Raw genomic sequence first — 21,733 nt, 5'->3', positions numbered from 1 at the left:
TCCACAATGAAAATCCATAAATTTGAATTTCTATGATATGTACAATTTTAATCCTAAATTTTACAGCGGTCAATAAAAATCGTGGCAATTTCCTGCCCATATGTCAAGGGATGAGCCACTTTAACCCGCCTTATAGAAAAAATCCATTAGAAGAATACATGGCAACATGGTAAAGTTAGCTTTAGCTTGAATATCCTACTATTTCCATAGGATTAGACAACACAGGTGCTTTTCCAATCCAATCCGAGGGGATGGTTAGATGAAATTTGCCCTATTTAGTCTCATGATGAATCTTCCAAATGCCGTAACCGGTGAATCACTAACAACACAACAGAAGTTCCACAATATTCTGGAACAAGCCAAACTGGCTGAACGGCTGGGGTTCGATGCATATGGAATCGGTGAGCGGCATGGCGCTCCTTTTCTGTCTTCCTCACCTCCCGTCGTGCTGACCGCCGTCGCTGCTGCGACTTCACGTATCCGGTTGCTAACAACGGTTACTGTTCTCAGTATACTTGATCCGGTACGGGTTGCCGAGGATTATGCCACCTTGGATCAATTATCGGGTGGACGGCTGGAGATGATCATCGGGAAAGGCAATGATCCTCGGCACTATCCCCTGTTTGGCATTAGCGAAGAGGAACAATGGGATTCACTCGGTGAACGCTACGAACTGCTGAAACGGCTGTGGACTGAAGAGAATGTAACCTGGCAGGGAACGTATCGCCCTCCCCTTCATGAGGTTACCACTCAGCCGAGACCGCTCCAGCAATCCATTCCGATCTGGCATGGCAGCGCATCGAGCACCCGCTCTACCGAACTTGCAGCCAAGTATGGCGAACCGATATTTAGCTCGAACTCCTTCCACCCTCAGGCCAAATATAAAGCGTTAATTGACCATTACCGGGAGCGTCTCGATTATTATGGTCATGATGCGAATCGAGCGGTGGTTGGCTCCGGGGCAGGCAGTCTGTACCTCGCGAATACACGCGAAGAGGCAATTCGTCGTTATACGCCTTATTATGAAGCATTCCATGCTACGGCCGCTGCACAGCACAACCAATCGCCTTTTAAGGACCTGGAGGATAACATTGCGCACGGACCTGTACTGATTGGTAGTCCAGAGCAGGTCATTGAGAAGATCCTCAATTACCATGCCGCCTATGGACATCAGGTACTGAGCATCAGCGTGGATGGTCTCAGTCATGCGGAGCAGCTGGAGCAGGTAGAACGCTTTGCCCAGGATGTAGCACCCGTGTTACGACGCGAAATCCCCAGTTTCATATGGAACGAATCTCCGATCTTGAACCAGTCACTTCCCTCTTCCACTTCGCCTTCTCCCGATTCATGGCCCCCAGCCATCTCACCGATCTTCCAGGTATAGTGCTCAGTTCCTCACGCACTCCCCATTCATCCACAAACCTTTTGCATTCAGGGTGATTCTTGCGAATCGCCCTATCCCTCCCTCAAGATGTCTTTCTCTATGATCAAGATTTAATGCCTTCAAACAATGAAATCAACGAACGCTGCACGAATTCAGTATCTAACGGTTCGCCAGTCACCAACATGCGATAGAACATCGCTCCATAGACGAGGTCTATACACAGTCCGATGTCACAATCCTTTTTCAACTGTCCCCGTTCCACACCTTTTTCAAAAATTCCCCACGCTTCGCGCCGACGAGGCTGAATGTATCTGGTTCGGTATTCTTTTGCAAGTTCTGGATCAGACTGTCCCTCTCCGACAATCTGTGTAATCACTTTTCCTTCCCTGCTAATCAAAAAATCGACCAGATTGCTCGCATGAATGCGCACATCTTCAAATACCGATCCTGTATCCGGTACGGGCAATCGTGCCGTTGCCGCAGACATGTACCCATCCATAATGACAGCACCTTTACTAGGCCACCATTTATATATCGTTGCTTTGCTCACCTTAGCACGTTCAGCAATTTTTTCGATCGTAACGGCTCCGAAGCCGTGTTCCAGTAATAAATCATAGGAAGCTGCAAGAATCGCATTCTGGGTTTCCACATTGCGGGGACGCCCTCTTTTGGCAGTCATCATAAGCCCTCCTTGTATAACTAACAAAACCATCTGTAATTCATAAAAACGATACGTTCATTATACTAAATCACCGATACATTAAACAATTTCAAGCTCACTTTACTTCGATAATAGAAAAATTACCCACGCCTATTTACAATACTAAACGTTTAGTTTATTATATGTCTATAATTAGTAAACGCATCGTTTAGTAATTAACATCTCAATATACGAGTACATTAATGAAAATGAATTTGAGAACATGTGGAGGATGATGATTATGCATATGCAAAACGTAGTAAAGGCTAACCCGGTTCCAAGCTGGTTGATTTTACTTTTGGCTGCGGCGTGTGGGCTGATTGCGGCAAACCTGTATTATGCCCAGACGGTTATTGGACCGATCAGCGCTACAACAGGGCTTTCCTCTGCTGCTGCTGGACTGATTGTGACGTTAACACAGATTGGTTATGTTATTGGCCTGCTGTTTATTGTTCCGCTCAGTGACATTGTGGAGAATAAAAGGCTGGTCACTTTTTTCCTTGTCATTCTGGTCGTTGCACTGATTGCCGCCGCCTTTTCTTCCCATGCTGTATTATTTCTGACGGCTTCCCTCGTTATCGGGATCGGTTCCGTCGTTGCGCAAATTCTGGTCCCTTATGCCACCTACCTCACTTCGGAGGAGCAGCGCGGACGGGTCGTTGGGAATGTGATGAGTGGTCTGCTGCTGGGCATCATGCTGGCTCGGCCTGTCGCAAGTTTTATTACGAGTATGCTCAGCTGGCAAGCGGTCTTTGTCTTCTCTGCAATCATGACCGTACTGCTAGCACTGCTTCTGTTACGCGCACTTCCTGCACGTCAGCCACAACCTGCAATGAATTACGGACAATTGATCCTCTCATTGGGTTCCCTGCTCAAAACATTTCCAATGCTCCGCCGCCGAGCCCTCTATCAAGCCAGTCTGTTTGGCGCGTTCAGCTTGTTCTGGACTACAGTTCCCTTGCAGCTCGCCAATGAATATGGCATGTCCCAGCAGGGAATTGCCTGGTTTGCACTGGCTGGTGTCGGAGGTGCTATCGCAGCACCTATTGCCGGAAGATGGGCGGATAAAGGGTTTACCCGCATATTAACCGGACTCGCCATGGTCATTGCGGCTGCATCTTTTGGGCTTGCCTATGTGTTTCAGGGCCACTCTACCGCTACCCTTATTCTGCTTGTGGTCGTTGCTATCACGCTGGATATGGCAGTCTCGGGCAATCTGGTGCTGGGACAGCGCATCATCTATTCGCTGAGTGAAGCAAGAGGACGGGTAAATGGAATCTTCATGTCGATCTTTTTTGTAGGAGGGGCGATTGGATCATCTCTTGGCAGCTGGTCCTATGCACACGGGGGTTGGAGTCTCACCACATTGATTGGTCTGGTCATGCCTCTGCTGGCACTCGTATACTACTTAACGGAGAAGAAAGTTACCGTCGTAAGTAACCCATAACCATCCTTCCATACGCAAATAAAGGGCAGAGTGATCTTTAGGATCAGCTCCTGCCCTTTTCTTTCTACATTTACACCAAAACAGAAAGATGTTTGTTCGCATCGTATTCGACCAACTGCTGCCCCGTACGCCATTTATGCACCAGATCGGGATTAGCGATAAATGGTCTGCCGAACGCTGCCAGATCAATGCTCCCATTTTGTACAGCCTGCTCTGCGATTTCTGCCTCAAGATCCCCTACGCCAATGATGATTCCATCCCACTGCTCGCGAATCACTTCATGGAAATTTTGCTCCCCATCCCACACTCTGGTGTACCGATCTGTTGAAGGATGCAGGATTGTAATGCCTGTCTCGCGGAACAGATTCAGATAGGCGTTCAGCACGCCAGCCTTGTCTGACCAGACATAGGAAGGGTCATCATCTTTTTTCTCGGAAAATCGTACCGATATGCGATCCACGCTGATTTCTTTTTGGACTGCAATAATGATCTCCTTCAGAAAACGCAATCGTCCCTGGATGTCGCCTCCGTATTCATCCGTTCTGTGGTTCGTCTTCTCATTAATAAACTGATCGATCAGATAACCATGGGCTGCATGCAGCTCAATTCCGTCGAATCCAGCCCGTACCGCGTTGCGGGCGGCCGTTTGAAATTGTTGAATGGTATCGTGGATATCCTGCACATTCATAGCTTGAGGTATTTGATATGGTTTATGCAATTTATGAACTCTTCCTTGAGCAGGAATCTCCGAAGGTGCCAGCGGCAGGGTACCGATTAGATCGGAGTGAGACAGTCTGCCCACATGCCACAGCTGAGCGATAATGGTCCCGCCGTGTTTATGGACGGCATTCGTCACTCTCTTCCATGAGTTGGTCTGTTCAGCCGTATATAATCCGGGGATGCCATAGGTTCCTTTGCCTGCCAGCGAGGGGTTAATGCCCTCTGTAATGATTAGCCCCACACCATCCCGGGCACGTCGCTCATAATAAGCCACCATCTCTTCCGTCGCAGTCCCATCCTGATCATTGGCAAACCCTCGGGTAAGAGGTGCCATCACCAATCTGTTTCTCAAATGCCATTCGTTAATCTTCACCGGGCTCAGTAATGTAGACATATTCAGCACAACTCCTTCTCCATTGTCAGCATTTGGCATGATTCCATTGCTCTGTAAAAGCTGTTGATAACGATATTGTAAGCCGGCATATATATATCGTAAAATGATTGAAATATATAGATGTATCTCTCATAGAGATACCTAACATCCCATTTCATTACAACTCAGGAGGCCAGAGTCATGGAACTCTCGGATATCGATATTATTCTCGCGGTGGCACGGTCCGGCAAAATCTCACAGGCCGCCAAAGAATTGAATTACGCTCAATCCAACGTCACCACACGCATCAAAAAGCTGGAGCAGGAATATCAGGTGCAGCTGTTCAACCGTTTCCCCAAAGGGGTAGTACTGACTTCCAAAGGAGAACAGTTTGTCCAATATGCGACACGCATTCGTGACCTGTTAAACGATCTGGAGCAGGATATGACTGATCCCGGTGAGCCTTCAGGCACATTAAAAATCGGGATTGTGGAGACGGCAGCATCCAGCCGGTTCATGGAAATTCTCAATGAATACCAGGTGACCTATCCCGAGGTTTCCATCTCACTTGTTAATGCTACTTCACCCAAAGTGCTGCGCAAGAAAATACAGGAGTATGAGATTGATGGTGCCTTTATTAGTGGAGCGTGTGTAAAAGAGGGGCTGAAAGTGGAATATGAAATGCAGGACACGGTGCATATCATCTCCAAACGGATGGACGTTCCACCCGAAAGCCTGTGTCAGGTTTCGTGGGTCGTTTTCCCAAAAGGCTGCCCATACCGTGAAATGACGGAGGAATATTTGCAGGAAGAAGGTTTGTCTGCTCGCAATATGATTGAGGTCAGCACGATGGATAACCTGCTTAGCTGTGTGGAGTCGGGGATTGCTTTTACCATTATGCCTTGCAGCGTTATTCACAAGAAACCGGATGAGTTCTCGGTATACGATCTGGCTGAACGATTCACACATACCACAACGACCTTTGTCCGTGGCGAAGATCGATACGTCAGCAGCGCGCTGGATCGATTTGTGAAGCTGCTGAACCAGAAGTGTATTACATTTTGAAATAAAAAAAGAGAGATGCGATCTTTAACATCTCTCTTTTTGTTTGATAATGCCTCCGGCTCTCAGAATGTTACAGCGCTAACCGCGTTTACTCATACACCAAATTCTGAAGCTCCTTGATGTTGTAGGTGTCATCCTGTATGAGCCACTGATTATTTTCCTGAAGGAACGTAATGTCCCCTTCGAGCGGAATGTTACGAGTTTCCTTGCCGTTCTTATCGGTGAGGATTAGATTTAACGTATAGGTAATCAGGAGCGAATCTCCTCTATTTTCCTTCACACTGAAATTCATATCTTCCGGGTGCAGTGTAACGCTCTCCTTGTTCGCAACCTGAAGCGGCAGTGCAATATTGCGATCAGCCATCTTCGCAACAAAATATTTGGAAGTCAGGAACGGCTTCAGAATCTCTCCTTTGGCCTCCAATGCCTCTCGAGTCATTGTGTGCTCTTCATCATATTTGTCCACTGTGAATTCAGCCTTTTTGTATAGATCAGCGGTTGTAAGCATTGCTTTCTCATCACTCTCCGAAGCAGGTGGGACCTCCGTTGTTCCCTCAGTCGTGCTTCCTCCTCCATTGCCGGATGAATCTTCCTGCCCGGATGGTATATTCACGCCCGGTTCAGTCGTCCCTTCATCCGCAGTAGAATTACTACAGCCTGTAATCAATATAAATGCGAGTACCATCGCACCTGCTAACCATGAATATCTGCGCATCATACTCCTCCTTTTAGTTAAGTTAAATCAAAATTTCATATATTCACCTTACCACTTATGGTTTAATAATCCAATTAATGAAATGGTAATATTTTTAAGTACGTTATTATCTATAGAAGCTTTTTCCCACTTTTCACTAAGATGAACAGCAGAGATAGAAAAAATAAAAACTCTGACATGTTAACCAACAATCTCATGCCTTCCCCTAAATCCTTTAATCCAAACAAAATATGGATCAGCGAAATCATTCCCGTAATTACAGTCACCACTACAGCCAAAACCAGCATGTATGTATTCCCCTCAAAATATATTTTAAATTTCATTAATACCATACTATTCCTTTTAATTACAAATAATGATAGATTAAGAGGGTGAAATATGGATATACATTCCAAAGGAGGGTATTAATGTTGAGGAAATCTATTGTTCTACGTTGCGTCTTAACCTGTCTGTTCTTCCTTAGTTCGTTATCTTTGATGTCCATCCCTGCCGGTGCGGAGCAATCAGCGGCTGCCAATGGGCGCAATCCCATTGTACTTGTACACGGTATTGGAGGCGCAGGATTTAACTTTGCCAGTATCGAAAGAGCGCTAATAAACGAAGGTTATTCCCGAAGTGACCTGTACGCCATCGATTTCCTGGACAAGTCGGGAAACAATATCACCAATTCACGTCAGTTATCCACCTATATTGATGATGTCCTGCGGAAGACCGGCGCCAGCCAGGTCGATATCATTGCTCATAGCATGGGCGGAGCCAACACCCTGTATTATATCAACAACCTCGGTGGTGGGAAAAATATAGGCAAAGTGATCACACTTGGCTCTCCCAACCGGCTTGTGGCCCGATCGGCACCAAACGGCATTGCATATACTTCCATCTACAGTACGTCGGACTTAATTGTGAACAATACGTTATCCCCACTGAACGGGGCGAACAATATTCGCATTTTCGGGGTGACCCATATCGGCCTGTTAATTGATCGTGGTGTTCAAAGCCACATCATGAACGCCTTGAAGTAAAACAAATGATAAAGAAGGCGGGCATCCATACAGACGCCCGCCTTTTATCTGTACAATCGTTAGGAACAGCAGACGCTTTAATCCATGAATAACAAGTCTCAGGTTCATTATCGCTCCAGCCACGTTAAAGGCCCACTTCAGCTCTCAGACAGAGGTTTCATGACACACTCTAATCCATTTCAATGCATCCTTAAAATTTACCCGCGCAATCTGCGGGAACTCAGCGCGTGATGACCGTTTTGCAGGAACGTGCTGCGTGTATTCTTCATGCGTTCAATCCGGCGTTCAGCCAGACGATCCGCCGCAATATATGTTGCGATGCCTTCAGTCCGCGACGTGTCAAAGATTTTCTCCAGATTATTGTAGATCTCCCCAACCTTACTCCAGGCTCGATCCGCATTATAGCCGTTCAGCTCATCCGCAATATTAATTACGCCACCTGCATTGATTACATAATCTGGTGCGTATACGATTCCCATCTCATGCAGCTTGTCACCATGACGCGGCTCCAACAGCTGGTTGTTGGCGCAGCCTGCCACAACCTTGGCCTTGAGCTGTTTCAACGTATCGTCATTAATTGTACCCCCCAATGCACATGGAGCATAAATATCACAATCCACTCCGGTAATGTCGGCAGGGTCTACCGCTTTTGCACCGAATTGATCCACAGCCTGTTTCACGGAATCCTTATGGATATCGGTAACGATAAGATGCGCGCCTTCTTCGTACAAATATTTGCAAAGACGCATCGCCACATTGCCCACGCCCTGTACAGCCACGGTTTTGCCTTCCAGCAGATCCGTGCCGAATGCTTGCTTCGCCGCGGCCTTCATGCCTCGATATACTCCCCAGGCTGTTGCCGGGGATGGATTACCGGAGGAGCCGTAGCTTGGCGATATACCTGTGACATAGTCGGTTTCCTGATAGATCAGATTCATATCTTCTTCTGTGGTTCCCACGTCCTCTGCGGTGACATATCGTCCGTTCAGTCCCTGAATGTAACGGCCAAAGGCCCGGAACATCGCTTCATTTTTGTCACGGCGCGGATCCCCGATAATTACGGCTTTGCCTCCGCCCAGATTCAATCCGGATACAGCATGTTTATATGTCATTCCCCGCGCAAGGCGTAAGGCATCTTCAATGGCCGCTTCCTCAGAAGCATAAGTCCACATCCGTGTGCCTCCCAGCGCAGGACCGAGTGTTGTATCGTGAATAGCAATAATTGCTTTTAAACCAGAGGCTCTATCCTGGCACAGTACCAGTTCCTCATAATCGTGATGTTCCATTGCTTCAAACCAGCTCATGTGTAACCGTCTCCTCCAACCATTTTTGCGATCCAAATCGCCTTCATCCGTTTCGTCTTCCACCCTCTATTGTACCCATGATGATCTAGTTTGTGCAAAATCACATTACGATGTAACAAAAAGACCTTTCTCTCTTCACAGGGAAAAAGGTTCGTTATTCCAGCATGGAATCGGTAAAAAATTATAGCGACGAGTGATCATGGCAAGGTTTCAACCACGTTGATGGGATGCAGATCCCCACCCACGGCGAATGAAGCTTGACCAGTCTCCTCCGAGACCACAAGCACAACCGCATCCGTCAGTTCACTCAATCCGAGAGCAGCCCTATGCCGTGTGCCAATCTTCCGTTCACGCGTAATGGCCTGTGACAGAGGCAGGACATTACCCGCAGATACAATCTGATTGCCTCGAATCAGTACAGCCCCATCATGCAGAGGTGCACCCGGTATAAACAGCGATTCCAGCAATGCATGAGTGACTCTCGCATCGACTGCAACCCCTGAATGGATAATCGGTTCAAGCGGCACTTCCCGTTCAATTACAATGAGCGCACCATATCGGCGATCCGACAAATGCTGTACACTGGCAGTCAATTCTGCAAATTTCTCCGTGAAGGGAGACAGATAACAATCCAGATAAAAGGAAGAGGCCAGCACCTCAATATGCTTGATCTCGGCCCGAATCTCCGCAAATTGGCCCAGCAGACACACACTGTCATGATCAAAGGTGGATAACGTCTGGTTCATTCGATCTGCCACACGATGAAGGTCTGCTTTGAGTTTCTGCCTCATTGTTGAACTGTCGCAGTCTGCTTGCCGATTCATCATTGTCCTCCTCCTCCTCCTCACCTTGGCATCTCGCTCATCATTCATAATTACCCATACGTTTCCCTCTACTCCGGGCATTTATGCACAATAAAGCCTGTCCGCAATCACTGCGGACAGGCCGATTCTCCATACATCTACCTTCCTGCTTGTCTTACTGCGCTTTGCCGTACGAACCAGCTTTAAACGTTGTAGGATCGTACCATTTATAGCCTGCAGCCGGTACTGCCCATGGCTCGGTTTGCGGCTCAGTCGATGAAGCCGGAGCTTCAATCGCAAGCAGACTTGTCGGCGTATCCAATGTCAGTCCAGACACCTGAGACAGACTGGTATAGCTTTCTTTCACTGCAAGCCATTTCACGGTATTCACAAGGAATACACCGTCGTTTACTTCTTTGAAGCCATCATACGTTGTTTTGGCAGCGCCTGTTTCTTCACGTAGATATTTTGGAGTGGCATCCTCTACAGGTGAGGAGTCACCGATAAATGCTGCTTTACCTGCACCGACCTTGGCAATTGCTGCGTACGCGCCTTCAGCCCGTCCGCCGCCATTGTATACGCCCTGATCTACCGCGTTGCCCCATTTAGATACACCGCTCGGAACATACACCAGACCTTTGGCTTTGTTCGGATCAATAATGGCAAGTGTGGAACCTGCATGCATGGCTACTGCGCTCACACCGGTTGTAATGCCGAACGACTGGGAAGGTGCGACAATATCTGTTGCATTAACATCACCCAGTGCGTTGTAGCGGAAACGAATACCGAAGTTGGATGCCAACCAGTCGGAACTGGTCACGCCTTGCATGGCTGGAGATTCAGCTTCTGCTGACGACATGCCTTTGGCTGGATTCAAGAATGCACCCCGCCGATAGCCATTGAATACCTCAGAGGAATCCCAGCGGTTTTTGTTCCTGTCTGCGTTATAGTGGTCAGCAATGAAGAAGACACTGCCACCATTCTGTACATATTGCAGCAGCGCAGCCTGCTCAGTCGCTTTGAAAGGCACGTTCGCTTCGCCGATAACGAAGACATCATAGTCTTTCAATTTATTAAAGGTGATGGCTTGCTCGCCGAAGGTATACGGGATGCTGCGTTCAAGCTGATCCACGGTAAAGCCTGCGTTTCGCAAACCATTCGCAAAGTCCGAAAATGCACCATCAATAACCCAGTCCGCGGCCCCGGCTGTCTGAGCGTGCGTGTTGTCGAACAATACTTTTTTCCCTGTACCATCCGGCAGCGTTGTGACCGGATCAGGATCAGGATTGGTTGTTCCAGAGGAGAGTGCGATGGAGGTAGGATTCTTGACCCCTGCATAGCTGTTGTAGGCACCAAGTGTTCCAGTCACAATAACTTTCTGACCCACAAGATTCGGGTTGGAAGCTAGTCCATATTGTGAGCGGTACGACGCTGGAATCTGCACGTCGAGCAGTTTCGCGTTGGTCTTCTCTGTCGCTGAATCTGCAATCAGGAAGTTAAAATCATTGGCATAAGGAGATGTAAATTTGGCTGTCAGCGATCCGGTAGCATGTCCAACAATATATCCTTCTACCGTTGCCGTTCCTCCGCCACTCTGGGCAGCGATGGCCTGCGATACCGTAAGTGGTGCTGCAGCGGCCTGCACCGGACTTTGTGAACCAGGTTGAAGCAATGCCGTTGCCATCATGATGAAGACCAGGAACGCCCCGATCCAATGCTGCCATATCGCCTTCTTCATACTTGCCTTCTCCTCCTCGTCATTACCTGATAATGGGTTATCCTCCTTTAATTTAATTGTTCATATGATGAATTCCTCTTTCTTTTTGTAAAATGTTTGAAAAAACTTTTGGAACTTACATCAGTTGCCCATACTGGTTAACAAAAGTATCCCAAAGGAGACCTGTACGATGAAGTTTCTATTTCTTCTGCTCCTGCTGATTGTTCCACTTATTATGGTTTTTGTTGCGTTTCGCTCCCAGATGGTGACCCGTGTTTTCCATGTACTTGCCCTGCTCTGCTTCTATAGTGCGGCCACTGTCATTGCAGGCGATGTGTATGCTACGAATGCCCATATGACGACGTTCACCACCGAAATTCACCATTTCCTGTTGAATGGATGGTTCCTGTATCCGTCTGCATATCTGGGTGTGTACATTCCCTATCTGCTGTGGATGAGCCTATTTTCGAAAAAAAGTTAAGATTATTCGAGCCTTGGCATTGCATTTTGCCATCGTTCATTGCATAATAAACATATAGCTGTGATAATGATTATCATTCTTGAGCTTGTCTCAAGTCTTCTGTCTACTTTACATGACTTAACGATTTTATAGATAAAGGGGAACGAACATCGAATGAATACAACTCTGCAAAAGGCTGATCTGCAGCTTGACGATTATTTGGATCTTCTGAACCTGGCAACCAACCTGGGTGACACCAAATGGCAAAAGGAAATTATCCGCAAGCTGGCTTATACTTATCCCGCAGTTGAATATAAACAACCACAATAGCATGCCTATATGTAGATAGTCCAATAACCCATTCTTTACACGAATCGGTTAATGGGCTATTTTTGTTTTACTAGGAGGGGAATAGCGATGCAATTGGAGACCGAACGACTCATCATCCGGGATATTGTGGAGACAGACTGGAAAAGTATACATAGCTACACATCCATGACAGAAGTTACTCAACACACGGCATGGGGACCGAATACGGAAGAAGATACGCAGGCTTATGTGGAATTTGTGCTGAATTTACAGCAAACACAACCACGTGAGGGCTTCGAACTGGCGATATGCTTGAAAAATGAGGGCATCCTGATCGGCGGTGTTGGCCTTCACATCGAAAAGACGAACGCAGAGATCGGTTATGTGCTCAATCCCGTTTACCAGGGAAAAGGATATGCTGCTGAAGCAGCCCGAGCGATGCTTGGCTTTGGCTTCAATACACTTGGCGTACATCGTATCTATGCGAAATGCCGCCCAAACAACGTGGCCTCAGAGAAGGTTATGCTGAAGATTGGCATGCAGCGTGAAGGTCTGATGCGAGAACATTGGTTTTACAAAGGGAAATATCATGATTCGTGTCTATATTCGATTCTTGCAAAGGAATATGCAGGTGCAAACGTTGGACGCTAATCGTGCCTACAACAAAAAAACATATAACTACGCCAAAAAAGCTGACCCCGAGTAAATCGGACATCAGCTTTTTTCTCCGTAACGACCCCAATCGCCATCGAAGGTGTATCCCTGCTAAACTTGCTTACCCCGCTATAATCGGCACAGCTCTACCGGGCAGCTTGGAAATGTGGGACATCCGCACATGCAGCGCAAGGCTGACAGATCCCGAATCATCAGCTTTCCATCCACGGTGTCCAGCGTCCCCTGTTCTTTCCAGGCTCCCAGCATACGTGTTACACTCTCCCGCGTGGCACCAATCATCTCCGATAACTCGGTATGATTCAGCTTCATGTCCAGCACGATGCCATCCGGCGTAATTCTGCCATACGAATTGCTGGCGCGAATCAATGTCGATGCGAGCGCACCTGCCTTACCATAGAGCAACAGGTCACGGAAACGCGATTGGGTGATACGCTGGGCGAGCGCCATCCATTGCAGGAATTTCAAGGCAAGATCACCATGTTTGCTAAGCACGCTTTCCAAATCACTGAGCGATACAATTCCCAGTTCCCCTTTGCCAGTCATCTCTGCACTATAGCTATGAGTTAATCCGCCGATCCCGCCGAACTCCCCAATCAGATCACCAGTTTGCTGAATCGATAAAATGATTTCTTTCCCATCCTCAGTCGACTTGGTCAGCTTCACTCTTCCGGAACGAATGTAGTATAGATATCCGGCTTCATCGCCTTCCAGAAAGAGACTGTACCCCGACTTTACCCGTTTAGGCTGCATCTTCGCTTCGATCAAGCCCCATTGTTCAGCTGTCACGAACGAAAGGATTCCACCTGTCTCACGTGTCATCTTGCTCGCCTCCGTCTGTTCTTGTTGTGCCGCCTGGGTTGCTCTTTCTGTGAATACCGTACCCATTACCATCGTCCCCCTTGGTGTTTCCTTATGTATCCATCATACCGCGAATACAGCGCAAGGGTTATCGGGGGATTACCTGAACCTCTCCGGGAAACTCCCTGAATTTGCTGTGAGATAAGTCACACTTATAAGGCACCTTTACGACTATGCAAGTTAAAAAAACCTTGTCGTTACTGGCCTTGATGACTGTCCATATACAGGATCAGCAATTTGCAGAACGGAAATAGGGGTTTTCCCTGAATTACAATACGGAAGAAAGGGGCTACAATAGAAGCAGCAGCGAAATACCCTTATTTTAAGATGTCCCTGACCACAGGATAACGATATGAATAATGATTACACCGTAACGAACGGTATGATTCCAAAAAAGGAAGTGTCCTCTCATGCATGATGAACTGCCATCTGGCATTCAGGAGATGATCGACGGCCTGCGCCTGAATACCTCCAGCGATTTTTGCGGACTGGCCTGTCTGTCCGGGACGATGCTGCGCTGGAAGTATACCTCCGGCGCCAGCAACGAACGGGTGAAACGCATGGAGATGCGTCCCGGACAAGACCTGGTTGGCACAGCGCTTCGGACTGGACGCACTGCGCTATCTGATGCACAATCCACCGGGGAGCATTCACCCGGCCATTGCCCGTTAATGCTTGCAGAGCGATTGGTGTGTGCCATAGCAGTGCCTGTGTTCCAGAAAGGAAGTGTTCCTGGCGCCGTGCTGCTCCTTGGCAGCAGATTACCCTGCATGTTCTCACCGGAGATGGTCCGTCAGACCGAACAGGTCGCTATACAGCTGCAGCCCAAAGTGTATGGATAAAGAAATCCGTTTCGACTGCACAGGGTCATTTTGCAAATTCTCATTTTAAGACGTCACTCCGAAAGCCATTCAGAGATTAACCTCTGAATGGCTTTCTTTTTTGGTATGATAAAGACAGAACTGTGGAACCGGACAGGAGGAAAATGATGTGATTCAATTATTAGTGGTTGACGACCATGTTGTCGTACGCTCCGGGCTGATCGCCCTGCTCGACGGAAAGAATGACATACATATTGTTGGAGACGCGGCTGATGGCGACGAAGCTATTGCCAAGGCACAAAAGCTGAAGCCCGATGTCGTATTAATGGATTTTAGCATGCCGCCAGGTAAAGACGGTCTGACCGCTACCGCTGAATTGAAGAAATTAATGCCAGATGTCTCGATTCTGATACTGACCATGCATGACGATGAAGAATATCTGTTCCGCGCCATCCACGCGGGAGCATCCGGATATATTCTCAAAAGCGCGCCGCATGAAGAATTGCTCGCCGCTATTCGTTCCGTAGCTGAGGGTAGCGCCTATCTGTACCCAAGTGCGACCAAGCGGCTGATGAGCGAATATCTGGATAAAGCCAAGCAGGAGAACACCGGACCGTATGACACGTTATCGGAGCGGGAGAAGGAAATCTTGTCCTGGATTGCCAAAGGTTATGCCAACAAGGAAATTGCTGAACATCTGGTGATCAGTGTCAAAACGGTCGAATCTCACAAAAGCAATCTGATGGAGAAGCTTGGCCTTCGAACCAGACCGGAACTGGTGAAGTTTGCGATGAAAAAGGGGTTGCTGAACTTTGAGTAGCACACGTAAAAACAGACTTAGCGGATTTGCCGACCAACCTGTGCGTCAGTTATTAGAGGAAATCGACAGTCACATTACAGATAATGAATTCCGCAGCAGACTGAAAGGCTCCCTGCATCAGCTCAGTGATCTGAAGTTTGCCCTGGATGAGTCGTCCATTGTAGCCCTCACGGACCGCAAAGGAAAAATCCAGTATGTAAACGATAAGTTCTGCGAAATTTCACAATATAATCGGGAAGAATTGATCGGTCAGGATCATCGGATCATTAATTCGGGTTATCACGGCAAGAACTTTATGAAAAACCTGTGGGAAACGATCTCTTCCGGACGAGTGTGGAACGGAGAGATTCGTAACCGTGCCAGAGATGGCAGCCATTATTGGGTGAATACAACCATTGTGCCTTTTCTCGATAACGATGGTGAGCCCTATCAATATTTGGCTGTTCGTAGTGAGGTAACCAAGTTGAAGCGGGTCGAAGCCGAGTTACAGACAATGATGACTCAGGTCATGAATATTCAGGAAGAGGAACGGCGTCGGATCTCCCGTGAACTGCATGACGGCATTGGACAGAGTCTGTTCTCCCTTGTCATTCAGATGGATCGTCTGCTGGCAGACCAACCTCAATCTGGTGTTGAAGCACTCCGAAAACAGGTTACGGGTATTATGGAGGATGTACGCGGCATGGCGTGGGAGCTGAGACCCTCCGTACTGGATGATCTTGGTGTCGTTCCTGCCATTCGTACTTATATTGAGAACTATACCCGCCACTACGGGATTGAAGTGGAACTGGAATGCAATCTGCGAAGACGACTTGAGATGAACCGGGAGATTGCCATGTACCGCATTATTCAGGAGGCGTTAACCAATGTGGCGAAGTACGCCGATGTGTCAGAGGCACATGTGATGGTGGAAGATTTGGAAGAGGCAACCGTTGTGAAAATTGTGGACCGAGGCGCAGGGTTCAACGGCACAACAGCTGGTAACGGCGTTGGTCTGTTTAGCATGGAGGAGCGAGCCCGTGGAGCTGGAGGTACTTTATCGGTATCTTCCGAGCCTGGAGAAGGAACAATCGTCACCCTTTGCCTACCCAAAACTATTCAATAACTCAATCCAATCTATACTTTAGATAGAAGACTGTTTACGGATGAGTTCCGTGGACAGTCTTTTTTTCGATATAGGGCTGCATTCTGCTCTTTTCATCACCTACGATTGGTAAAAATGACAAAATGAAAGCTCTGAATCGTATACATTCAACATTTACAATAAATATATTGACTCCCATTACGATTCGTCATTAGAATATGAATGCTACATACAAATTGTACGTATCTCTACTCGTAATACTTCATTCCATATAGTGAAAGAAAAGGATGGTTAACCATGTCAGAGAAACGCTCCTCCAAGGGAGGAGAAATCCCGCAAATGCACAATCTGGATGCAATGGATCGTAAAATCATTGCCGCTCTTCACCAAAATAGTCGGATATCCTACACCGATCTGGGTGCACAGATCGGTTTGTCCCGCGTGGCCGTTCAGGCCCGCATTAATGCTTTATCCGAAAAGGGAATCATCGAACGCTTTACCGTGGTCATCAATCCGGGCAAAGTCGGACTTCAGGTATCTGCCTTTTTCAATGTCGATGTAGAACCGTTATTTCTGGATGAAGTGGCTGCGAAACTGGACGAAGAACCCGCAGTAACCAGCCTCTATCATATGACAGGCCCGAGTACCCTGCACATGCATGGTATTTTTGCAGATATGGAAGAGATGGAGCAGTTCCTGCTGGAGAAGCTCTACAAGATGCCGGGCATCGTCAAGGTAGAATCACAGCTGTTGTTAAAACGATATAAAAGCCGAATGGGCATGAGACTCTAGGAGGAAATCAGCATGAGTTGGAAAGATTACAACGGTCTCGTCATGGGGATGGTACGAACCGGAATTTTGGGATATGGCGGCGGCCCCTCGGTTATTCCGCTGATCCGTTATGAAGCCGTTACTCGCTATAAATGGGTCAGCGATGATGAATTTGGCGAGATTTTGGCCATTGCCAACGCTCTGCCTGGTCCCATTGCCACCAAGATGGCCGCGTATCTCGGGTACAAAACCAAGGGCGTGCTGGGCGCGATTGTGTCCGTCCTGGCCCACATTTTGCCGACGAGCATCGCCATCATTGCGCTGCTTGGTTCCATGTACGCGCTGCGCGAATCGAAAATCGTAGCAGGCATGGTCGCAGCTGTTCGCCCGGTTATTTTTGTCATGCTCGGCATGATGGCATACGAATTCGCCAAGAAAGCATGGAAGGGACTCGGTACAACCTTTGCCGCCCTGTTCGGTGTCCTTGCCTTTGTACTGCTGCAGCTGCTCAATATTCACCCCGGTATTGTGATTGCCGTCTTCCTCGGCTATGGCGTCTTCCATCTGGATGTCGTCCAACGTTTCAAATCCAAACGTAATTCCGACAAGGGGGTGTCCTAAGCGATGCTTCAGACATGGTGGGAATTGTTTTGGGGATTTTTTGTAGCCAATATCTTGGGATACGGGGGCGGCCCCGCCTCCATTCCGTTAATGCAGGAAGAAGTGGTCAATCACTATAAGTGGATGACTACAGAACAATTCGGGGATGTACTTGCCATCGGTAATGCGCTTCCGGGTCCGATTGCTACCAAAATTGCCGCATTTGTCGGTTATCAGGTAGCTGGCTGGTTTGGCGCATTCATCGCCAGTTTTGCCACGGTTGTTCCTTCGGCTGTCGCGTTAATTTTGCTGCTTCGCTTACTGAACAAGCATCGTACTTCTCCAAAAGTGAAAGGCATGACCTTGCTTGTACAACCGGTTATCGCTGTACTTATGATCCTGCTTACATGGGAATTCGGTCAGGTATCCACCAATTCCATCGGCATTTGGCAGACATTGATCATTGCAGGGATCTCGCTCTGGGTCATGACAAGGACCAAGCTGCATCCAGCCATCCTCATCGTCATTGCGTTTGCATACGGTGCACTGGTTCTGTCTCATACGATGTAATACATTCATGATTCAGATTCGAGAAACGTCTTGGAACAAAGTGTTTTTCATATCCAGTATGGGTATTAACACAAGTTTCAGGGCGTTTTTTTCGTATTACCCTATTTCAAGACTTCAACTCATAAGCAGTTCAGCAGCATCTTGTATTTAGCCCATAAAAAAACGGTGATGTCAGCATTTAAGCTGTCATCACCGTTTATGGAATCGCGAGTGTTATATTCGCAATCTAAAATTATTTTGCCTCTACAACTACAGTTACCTTGGTCTTCACACCTGCATAAGTCACGGTAATGGTTGCTTTACCCTTGCCATTGGCCTGAATAATGCCATCCTTCACCGATGCTGTCGCAATACGGGAAGATTTCCAAAGTGCCGGCTTGGATACGTTCGCTTCGCTGCCATCGAGATACGTTGCTGTAGCAACCAGGGTTACTTTGTCACCAGGCTTCATGGTCAGGGTTACTTTATCGGTTTGCAAATATTTCAGTGTATCCACATCGACTGCAATGGTTACTGTTTTGCTGCCGTACTTGGCTGTAATTTTTGCTTTACCTGAACCTGTTGCTTTTACTTTACCTTTGGTTACCTGAGCTACTTTGTAGCTGTTGGTTTTCCATTCCGCTTTGTCCGTAACATCACGCTCACTGCCATCGCTCAGATAAGCAGTAACCGTAAGATCAGCGGAATCACCGGTTTTCAGGGAAAGAGCCGGTTCGGAAGCTTCAATACGTGAGATAACGTCTACTTCAACCTGAATGGTCACTTTTTTGGACCCATATTCAGCCGTGATATTGGCTTTACCGCTGCTGTTCGCAGTGATAACCCCTTTTTTCACATCGGCTACACGGGAATTGCTTGATTTCCATGTGGCATCGGTTGACACGTCCTTGGTCAAACCATCTTCATCCGTAGCTGTGAGTACGATTTGCTGTGTTTCCTTGGAGGACAACACGACAAAGTTCACATCTGCCTCCAGCCCACTAGCCATGCCTACTTCAACAGGCAGCGTCAACGTTTTGCCTTCAATTTTGGCTGTGATGGTTACTTTACCTGTTGCAATACCCGTCACGACACCTTTGCTGTCCACTTCAGCAAGTTTCTCACTGCTGCTGCTCCAATCGGCATCCTCGGACACGTCTTTGGATGTATCACCGTATACAGCCAATACTTTCACAGACAATGTACCACCAACGGCTACAGAACCTTTTTTCTTGTCCATTTCATACTTGTCTGGAACGTCTACATTCACTGTAAATTTAACGGTTTTGCCGCCGTATGCCGCAGTGATGGTCGCTGTACCCGATTTATAGGCGATCAGCTCGCCGCCAGATACATAGACAACATCCGCATTGCTGGACGTCCAAGTTGCTTTGGAAGTTACGTCTTCTGTACTTGCATCAATATATTCTGCATTGGCTGCCAGTTTCTTGGTTTTGTTATCACCTGTAACGCTCATAGCCAGTTTATCTTCGACACCCGCAATATCCAGATATCTTGCCGTATCAACGTCCACAGTGATTTCCACTGTTTTGCCGCTATACGTTGCTTTGATTGTCGTAGAACCCGCACCAATCGCGGTAACTTGTCCCTTGAATACCGTCGCTACCTTCTCGTTGCTGGATGTCCATGTTGCTTGATCCGTTACATTCACATCAGCACTATTCGGGTAAGAGGCAGTCAATACGACATTTGCCGTTTTATCGGATCCGCTCAGACGGAAGAAAATGCTCTGCTTCTCCACACTCAGTTTGCTTGTCAGATCGACATCCACATCTACCGATACGGATTTCGTGCCGTATTTGGCTGTGATCTTAGCAGAACCTGCGGAGTATCCTGTGATTTCCCCTTTTAACACGTCTGCTACTTTCTCATTACTTGATGTCCACTCTGCCAGATCCGTTACATCTTTGGTTGTGCCATCTGGATAGGTGGCTGTCAATTTTACAGTTTCACTTTTGTTCAGCAGCAAGTTGACCTGCTTCTTGTCCACATCCACACGTTTAACAACCTCAACGTTAACATCCACAGTCACACTTTGACTGCCAACTTTACCTGTGATAACAGCTGTACCGGCGCTTTGTCCAGTCACTTTACCATTCACAACCGTTGCCACTTTCTCGTCATCGGATGACCACTCAGCTACTTTGGACGCATCTGCATTCGTCGTATTATCACTGTAAGTTGCCGTCAAAATAATGTCTTTGCTATCCCCTGTGCGCAAGTCCAGCGACTGCACGTTTTTGGAAAGGGCTTTAACCTTTTTGGTTACATTCACCTGAACCGTTTGACTCTGAGTCAGATACGAAGTTGTAATGGTTGCCGTACCTTCCTTTTTGGCAGTAATGGCACCATTATATACAGTCGCAATTGAAGTATCACTGCTACTCCAGGAAGAACTAATGGTCACGTTAGCCGATGTATTATCGGTATATACTCCTGTCACCGTGACCGAACTGGAATCACCCACCTCGAGCGACAGCTCATTTTTGGAAACTACAATTTTGGACAGTTCTTTATCTGCCGCAGCGGCCAAGCCTACGTTGGAAATACTCAGCACCAATACCAGCATCATCACCATGTACTTGGTCAATCTTGGCTTTAACATCATTTCCCCCCGATTCTTATCATTTTGTTCCTTAGGTTTAATGTCGGCAAGTTCTTTCCAGATGTTTAGACTTTCAGGGAATTTTCAGGCGATGTAATGGGAATTCATTCTTCCGACCTATCTCATTTCGAAGGGTACATACCCGAAATTATTACGCATAACTTATGTATTGTCGCCCTTTTTGGGATTTCATTTTTCATTTGATTGGGGGAGTAGTATGAGTCAGCCTTTTGACTACAAAGGATATTGGGAACAAACGTATAGCTCAGGCGAGACATCCGGAAGGGGTTCGTACGGCGTACTGGCTGAATTCAAGGCAGAGGTGGTAAATGAACTGATTCAGCGTGAGGGTATATCCAGCGTCATTGAATTTGGATGCGGGGATGGCAATCAACTGTAATATATGAATTACGACACGTATCTGGGTGTTGATGTAGCAGGTTCTTTGGTACGGCTCTGTGCCTCCAAGTTTGCCAACGATACCTCCAAAAGCTTCATGTTATACACGCCAGGTTTATGGATTAACCGCGGTTTCATGCAAGCGGACCTCACCGTCTGTCTTGATGTACTCTATCACATTACGGATGAAACGGATTTCCGCAACACACTCTACGACATCCTGCACTCTTCGACAGAGTGGGTCGTGCTGTATACTCGATTGAAACAAAACGGGAGTCCAGGGGTTAGCACCATTCAGGGCCGAAATATTTTTGATTATCTGTTCGAGTATCCCGAATTCAAAGTACATGAAATTATTCCTCAGCGATATCCCGACCTGTCCTCGGCCGACTTTATCATCTTAAAACGCACACCTGCAATGAAAAATAAAACCGTCTGAGATCACGGATTAACCAAGCGAATAATCCACATCCCTCATCAGTCAATCTAACAAAAGCAGATTAGCCGGGCG

At 47.4% G+C, this 21,733-nt stretch carries 24 protein-coding genes; 15 read left to right on the top strand and 9 right to left on the bottom strand.

The window, feature by feature from the left end; translation table 11 throughout:
* Nucleotides 1-259: 259 nt before the first annotated feature.
* Nucleotides 260-1,384, top strand: a complete 1,125-nt coding sequence (locus tag MHB49_RS02280; RefSeq protein WP_192262559.1) for an LLM class flavin-dependent oxidoreductase — start codon at nt 260-262, stop codon at nt 1,382-1,384.
* Nucleotides 1,385-1,487: 103 nt separating this feature from the next.
* On the opposite strand, the gene MHB49_RS02275 is transcribed toward MHB49_RS02280, so the two are convergent.
* The gene (locus MHB49_RS02275; RefSeq protein WP_247902994.1) at nt 1,488-2,063 is read right to left on the bottom strand and encodes a TetR/AcrR family transcriptional regulator; all 576 of its coding nucleotides are present in this window, start codon (nt 2,061-2,063) and stop codon (nt 1,488-1,490) included.
* Between the two features lie 262 nt (nt 2,064-2,325).
* Between MHB49_RS02275 and MHB49_RS02270 the strand changes: the two genes are divergently transcribed.
* The gene (locus MHB49_RS02270) at nt 2,326-3,531 is read left to right on the top strand and encodes an MFS transporter (RefSeq protein WP_405154862.1); all 1,206 of its coding nucleotides are present in this window, start codon (nt 2,326-2,328) and stop codon (nt 3,529-3,531) included.
* A gap of 70 nt (nt 3,532-3,601) precedes the next feature.
* Here the strand turns inward: MHB49_RS02270 and MHB49_RS02265 are convergent, their stop codons facing one another.
* Nucleotides 3,602-4,645, bottom strand: coding sequence for an alkene reductase (locus MHB49_RS02265; protein WP_405154861.1), 1,044 nt, complete (start codon nt 4,643-4,645; stop codon nt 3,602-3,604).
* Nucleotides 4,646-4,825: 180 nt separating this feature from the next.
* On the opposite strand from MHB49_RS02265, the gene MHB49_RS02260 reads away from it, so the two are divergent.
* The gene (locus MHB49_RS02260; RefSeq protein ID WP_405154860.1) at nt 4,826-5,689 is read left to right on the top strand and encodes a LysR family transcriptional regulator; all 864 of its coding nucleotides are present in this window, start codon (nt 4,826-4,828) and stop codon (nt 5,687-5,689) included.
* 88 nt (nt 5,690-5,777) lie between these two features.
* Here MHB49_RS02260 and MHB49_RS02255 read toward each other — a convergent pair whose 3' ends face one another.
* Together MHB49_RS02255 and MHB49_RS02250 are read right to left on the bottom strand one after the other, a co-directional pair.
* Complete coding sequence (locus MHB49_RS02255) at nt 5,778-6,407, bottom strand: hypothetical protein (protein ID WP_405154859.1); 630 nt, start codon at nt 6,405-6,407, stop codon at nt 5,778-5,780.
* Between the two features lie 107 nt (nt 6,408-6,514).
* Nucleotides 6,515-6,691 carry a hypothetical protein gene (locus tag MHB49_RS02250; RefSeq protein WP_405154858.1) on the bottom strand — a complete coding sequence of 59 codons (177 nt, stop codon included), beginning with the start codon at nt 6,689-6,691 and terminating at the stop codon, nt 6,515-6,517.
* A gap of 120 nt (nt 6,692-6,811) precedes the next feature.
* On the opposite strand from MHB49_RS02250, the gene MHB49_RS02245 reads away from it, so the two are divergent.
* Entirely contained in the window at nt 6,812-7,426 is a 615-nt protein-coding gene (locus MHB49_RS02245; RefSeq protein WP_405154857.1) for an esterase/lipase family protein, read from the top strand.
* Between the two features lie 197 nt (nt 7,427-7,623).
* On the opposite strand, the gene MHB49_RS02240 is transcribed toward MHB49_RS02245, so the two are convergent.
* From MHB49_RS02240 to MHB49_RS02230, 3 genes are all read right to left on the bottom strand, one after another.
* Entirely contained in the window at nt 7,624-8,730 is a 1,107-nt protein-coding gene (locus MHB49_RS02240) for a Glu/Leu/Phe/Val dehydrogenase (protein ID WP_405154856.1), read from the bottom strand.
* 197 nt (nt 8,731-8,927) lie between these two features.
* On the bottom strand, nt 8,928-9,557 hold the full coding sequence (cdaS, locus tag MHB49_RS02235; protein WP_109999333.1) for a sporulation-specific diadenylate cyclase CdaS: 630 nt from the start codon (nt 9,555-9,557) through the stop codon (nt 8,928-8,930).
* A 151-nt stretch (nt 9,558-9,708) separates the two neighbouring features.
* Entirely contained in the window at nt 9,709-11,220 is a 1,512-nt protein-coding gene (locus MHB49_RS02230; protein ID WP_405157021.1) for a DUF6359 domain-containing protein, read from the bottom strand.
* A gap of 220 nt (nt 11,221-11,440) precedes the next feature.
* On the opposite strand from MHB49_RS02230, the gene MHB49_RS02225 reads away from it, so the two are divergent.
* From MHB49_RS02225 to MHB49_RS02215, 3 genes are all read left to right on the top strand, one after another.
* The gene (locus tag MHB49_RS02225; protein WP_405154855.1) at nt 11,441-11,731 is read left to right on the top strand and encodes a hypothetical protein; all 291 of its coding nucleotides are present in this window, start codon (nt 11,441-11,443) and stop codon (nt 11,729-11,731) included.
* A 153-nt stretch (nt 11,732-11,884) separates the two neighbouring features.
* Nucleotides 11,885-12,040, top strand: a complete 156-nt coding sequence (locus MHB49_RS02220) for a hypothetical protein (RefSeq protein ID WP_247900382.1) — start codon at nt 11,885-11,887, stop codon at nt 12,038-12,040.
* Nucleotides 12,041-12,127: 87 nt separating this feature from the next.
* Entirely contained in the window at nt 12,128-12,670 is a 543-nt protein-coding gene (locus MHB49_RS02215) for a GNAT family N-acetyltransferase (protein WP_405154854.1), read from the top strand.
* A gap of 132 nt (nt 12,671-12,802) precedes the next feature.
* On the opposite strand, the gene MHB49_RS02210 is transcribed toward MHB49_RS02215, so the two are convergent.
* Nucleotides 12,803-13,579 carry a Crp/Fnr family transcriptional regulator gene (locus MHB49_RS02210; protein WP_405154853.1) on the bottom strand — a complete coding sequence of 259 codons (777 nt, stop codon included), beginning with the start codon at nt 13,577-13,579 and terminating at the stop codon, nt 12,803-12,805.
* Between the two features lie 383 nt (nt 13,580-13,962).
* Between MHB49_RS02210 and MHB49_RS02205 the strand changes: the two genes are divergently transcribed.
* The 6 genes from MHB49_RS02205 to MHB49_RS02180 all read left to right on the top strand — a co-directional run bounded on the left by MHB49_RS02205 (nt 13,963) and on the right by MHB49_RS02180 (nt 18,218).
* A complete protein-coding gene (locus MHB49_RS02205; protein WP_405154852.1) occupies nt 13,963-14,394 on the top strand; it encodes a GAF domain-containing protein in 432 nt (143 codons plus the stop codon).
* 148 nt (nt 14,395-14,542) lie between these two features.
* Nucleotides 14,543-15,193, top strand: a complete 651-nt coding sequence (locus tag MHB49_RS02200; RefSeq protein WP_405154851.1) for a response regulator — start codon at nt 14,543-14,545, stop codon at nt 15,191-15,193.
* Entirely contained in the window at nt 15,186-16,298 is a 1,113-nt protein-coding gene (locus MHB49_RS02195) for a PAS domain S-box protein (RefSeq protein ID WP_405154850.1), read from the top strand. Before MHB49_RS02200 ends, MHB49_RS02195 begins: the two co-directional genes overlap by 8 nt.
* Before the next feature lie 276 nt (nt 16,299-16,574).
* The gene (locus tag MHB49_RS02190; protein ID WP_247900377.1) at nt 16,575-17,069 is read left to right on the top strand and encodes an Lrp/AsnC family transcriptional regulator; all 495 of its coding nucleotides are present in this window, start codon (nt 16,575-16,577) and stop codon (nt 17,067-17,069) included.
* A gap of 12 nt (nt 17,070-17,081) precedes the next feature.
* Nucleotides 17,082-17,669 (top strand): chromate transporter, encoded by a 588-nt coding sequence (locus MHB49_RS02185; protein ID WP_247900376.1) that lies wholly within the window; start codon nt 17,082-17,084, stop codon nt 17,667-17,669.
* Between the two features lie 3 nt (nt 17,670-17,672).
* Complete coding sequence (locus MHB49_RS02180) at nt 17,673-18,218, top strand: chromate transporter (protein ID WP_405154849.1); 546 nt, start codon at nt 17,673-17,675, stop codon at nt 18,216-18,218.
* Between the two features lie 232 nt (nt 18,219-18,450).
* On the opposite strand, the gene MHB49_RS02175 is transcribed toward MHB49_RS02180, so the two are convergent.
* On the bottom strand, nt 18,451-20,796 hold the full coding sequence (locus tag MHB49_RS02175; RefSeq protein WP_405154848.1) for an Ig domain-containing protein: 2,346 nt from the start codon (nt 20,794-20,796) through the stop codon (nt 18,451-18,453).
* A gap of 244 nt (nt 20,797-21,040) precedes the next feature.
* Here MHB49_RS02175 and MHB49_RS02170 point away from each other — a divergent pair, with 244 nt between their 5' ends.
* Both MHB49_RS02170 and MHB49_RS02165 read left to right on the top strand, forming a co-directional pair.
* Nucleotides 21,041-21,223, top strand: a complete 183-nt coding sequence (locus tag MHB49_RS02170) for a hypothetical protein (protein ID WP_405154847.1) — start codon at nt 21,041-21,043, stop codon at nt 21,221-21,223.
* Between the two features lie 3 nt (nt 21,224-21,226).
* A complete protein-coding gene (locus MHB49_RS02165; RefSeq protein WP_405154846.1) occupies nt 21,227-21,661 on the top strand; it encodes a hypothetical protein in 435 nt (144 codons plus the stop codon).
* Nucleotides 21,662-21,733: the final 72 nt, after the last annotated feature.

Origin of the sequence: Paenibacillus sp. FSL K6-0108, assembly GCF_045040695.1 — a bacterium.
Classification (GTDB): domain Bacteria; phylum Bacillota; class Bacilli; order Paenibacillales; family Paenibacillaceae; genus Paenibacillus; species Paenibacillus pabuli_B.
Note: the sequence above shows the minus strand (reverse complement) of the source record. Positions and strands in the feature narration are given on the sequence as shown.

Excerpts from the sequence above, each read along its gene's own strand:
- MHB49_RS02280 (WP_192262559.1), top strand. The coding sequence starts at position 260 with ATGAAATTTGCCCTATTTAGTCTCATGATGAATCTTCCAAATGCCGTA.
- MHB49_RS02275 (WP_247902994.1), bottom strand. The coding sequence starts at position 2,063 with ATGACTGCCAAAAGAGGGCGTCCCCGCAATGTGGAAACCCAGAATGCG.
- MHB49_RS02270 (WP_405154862.1), top strand. The coding sequence starts at position 2,326 with ATGCATATGCAAAACGTAGTAAAGGCTAACCCGGTTCCAAGCTGGTTG.
- MHB49_RS02265 (WP_405154861.1), bottom strand. The coding sequence starts at position 4,645 with ATGTCTACATTACTGAGCCCGGTGAAGATTAACGAATGGCATTTGAGA.
- MHB49_RS02260 (WP_405154860.1), top strand. The coding sequence starts at position 4,826 with ATGGAACTCTCGGATATCGATATTATTCTCGCGGTGGCACGGTCCGGC.
- MHB49_RS02255 (WP_405154859.1), bottom strand. The coding sequence starts at position 6,407 with ATGATGCGCAGATATTCATGGTTAGCAGGTGCGATGGTACTCGCATTT.
- MHB49_RS02250 (WP_405154858.1), bottom strand. The coding sequence starts at position 6,691 with ATGCTGGTTTTGGCTGTAGTGGTGACTGTAATTACGGGAATGATTTCG.
- MHB49_RS02245 (WP_405154857.1), top strand. The coding sequence starts at position 6,812 with ATGTTGAGGAAATCTATTGTTCTACGTTGCGTCTTAACCTGTCTGTTC.
- MHB49_RS02240 (WP_405154856.1), bottom strand. The coding sequence starts at position 8,730 with ATGAGCTGGTTTGAAGCAATGGAACATCACGATTATGAGGAACTGGTA.
- cdaS (WP_109999333.1), bottom strand. The coding sequence starts at position 9,557 with ATGATGAATCGGCAAGCAGACTGCGACAGTTCAACAATGAGGCAGAAA.
- MHB49_RS02230 (WP_405157021.1), bottom strand. The coding sequence starts at position 11,220 with ATGATGGCAACGGCATTGCTTCAACCTGGTTCACAAAGTCCGGTGCAG.
- MHB49_RS02225 (WP_405154855.1), top strand. The coding sequence starts at position 11,441 with ATGAAGTTTCTATTTCTTCTGCTCCTGCTGATTGTTCCACTTATTATG.
- MHB49_RS02220 (WP_247900382.1), top strand. The coding sequence starts at position 11,885 with ATGAATACAACTCTGCAAAAGGCTGATCTGCAGCTTGACGATTATTTG.
- MHB49_RS02215 (WP_405154854.1), top strand. The coding sequence starts at position 12,128 with ATGCAATTGGAGACCGAACGACTCATCATCCGGGATATTGTGGAGACA.
- MHB49_RS02210 (WP_405154853.1), bottom strand. The coding sequence starts at position 13,579 with ATGGGTACGGTATTCACAGAAAGAGCAACCCAGGCGGCACAACAAGAA.
- MHB49_RS02205 (WP_405154852.1), top strand. The coding sequence starts at position 13,963 with ATGCATGATGAACTGCCATCTGGCATTCAGGAGATGATCGACGGCCTG.
- MHB49_RS02190 (WP_247900377.1), top strand. The coding sequence starts at position 16,575 with ATGTCAGAGAAACGCTCCTCCAAGGGAGGAGAAATCCCGCAAATGCAC.
- MHB49_RS02185 (WP_247900376.1), top strand. The coding sequence starts at position 17,082 with ATGAGTTGGAAAGATTACAACGGTCTCGTCATGGGGATGGTACGAACC.
- MHB49_RS02180 (WP_405154849.1), top strand. The coding sequence starts at position 17,673 with ATGCTTCAGACATGGTGGGAATTGTTTTGGGGATTTTTTGTAGCCAAT.
- MHB49_RS02175 (WP_405154848.1), bottom strand. The coding sequence starts at position 20,796 with ATGGTGATGATGCTGGTATTGGTGCTGAGTATTTCCAACGTAGGCTTG.
- MHB49_RS02170 (WP_405154847.1), top strand. The coding sequence starts at position 21,041 with ATGAGTCAGCCTTTTGACTACAAAGGATATTGGGAACAAACGTATAGC.
- MHB49_RS02165 (WP_405154846.1), top strand. The coding sequence starts at position 21,227 with ATGAATTACGACACGTATCTGGGTGTTGATGTAGCAGGTTCTTTGGTA.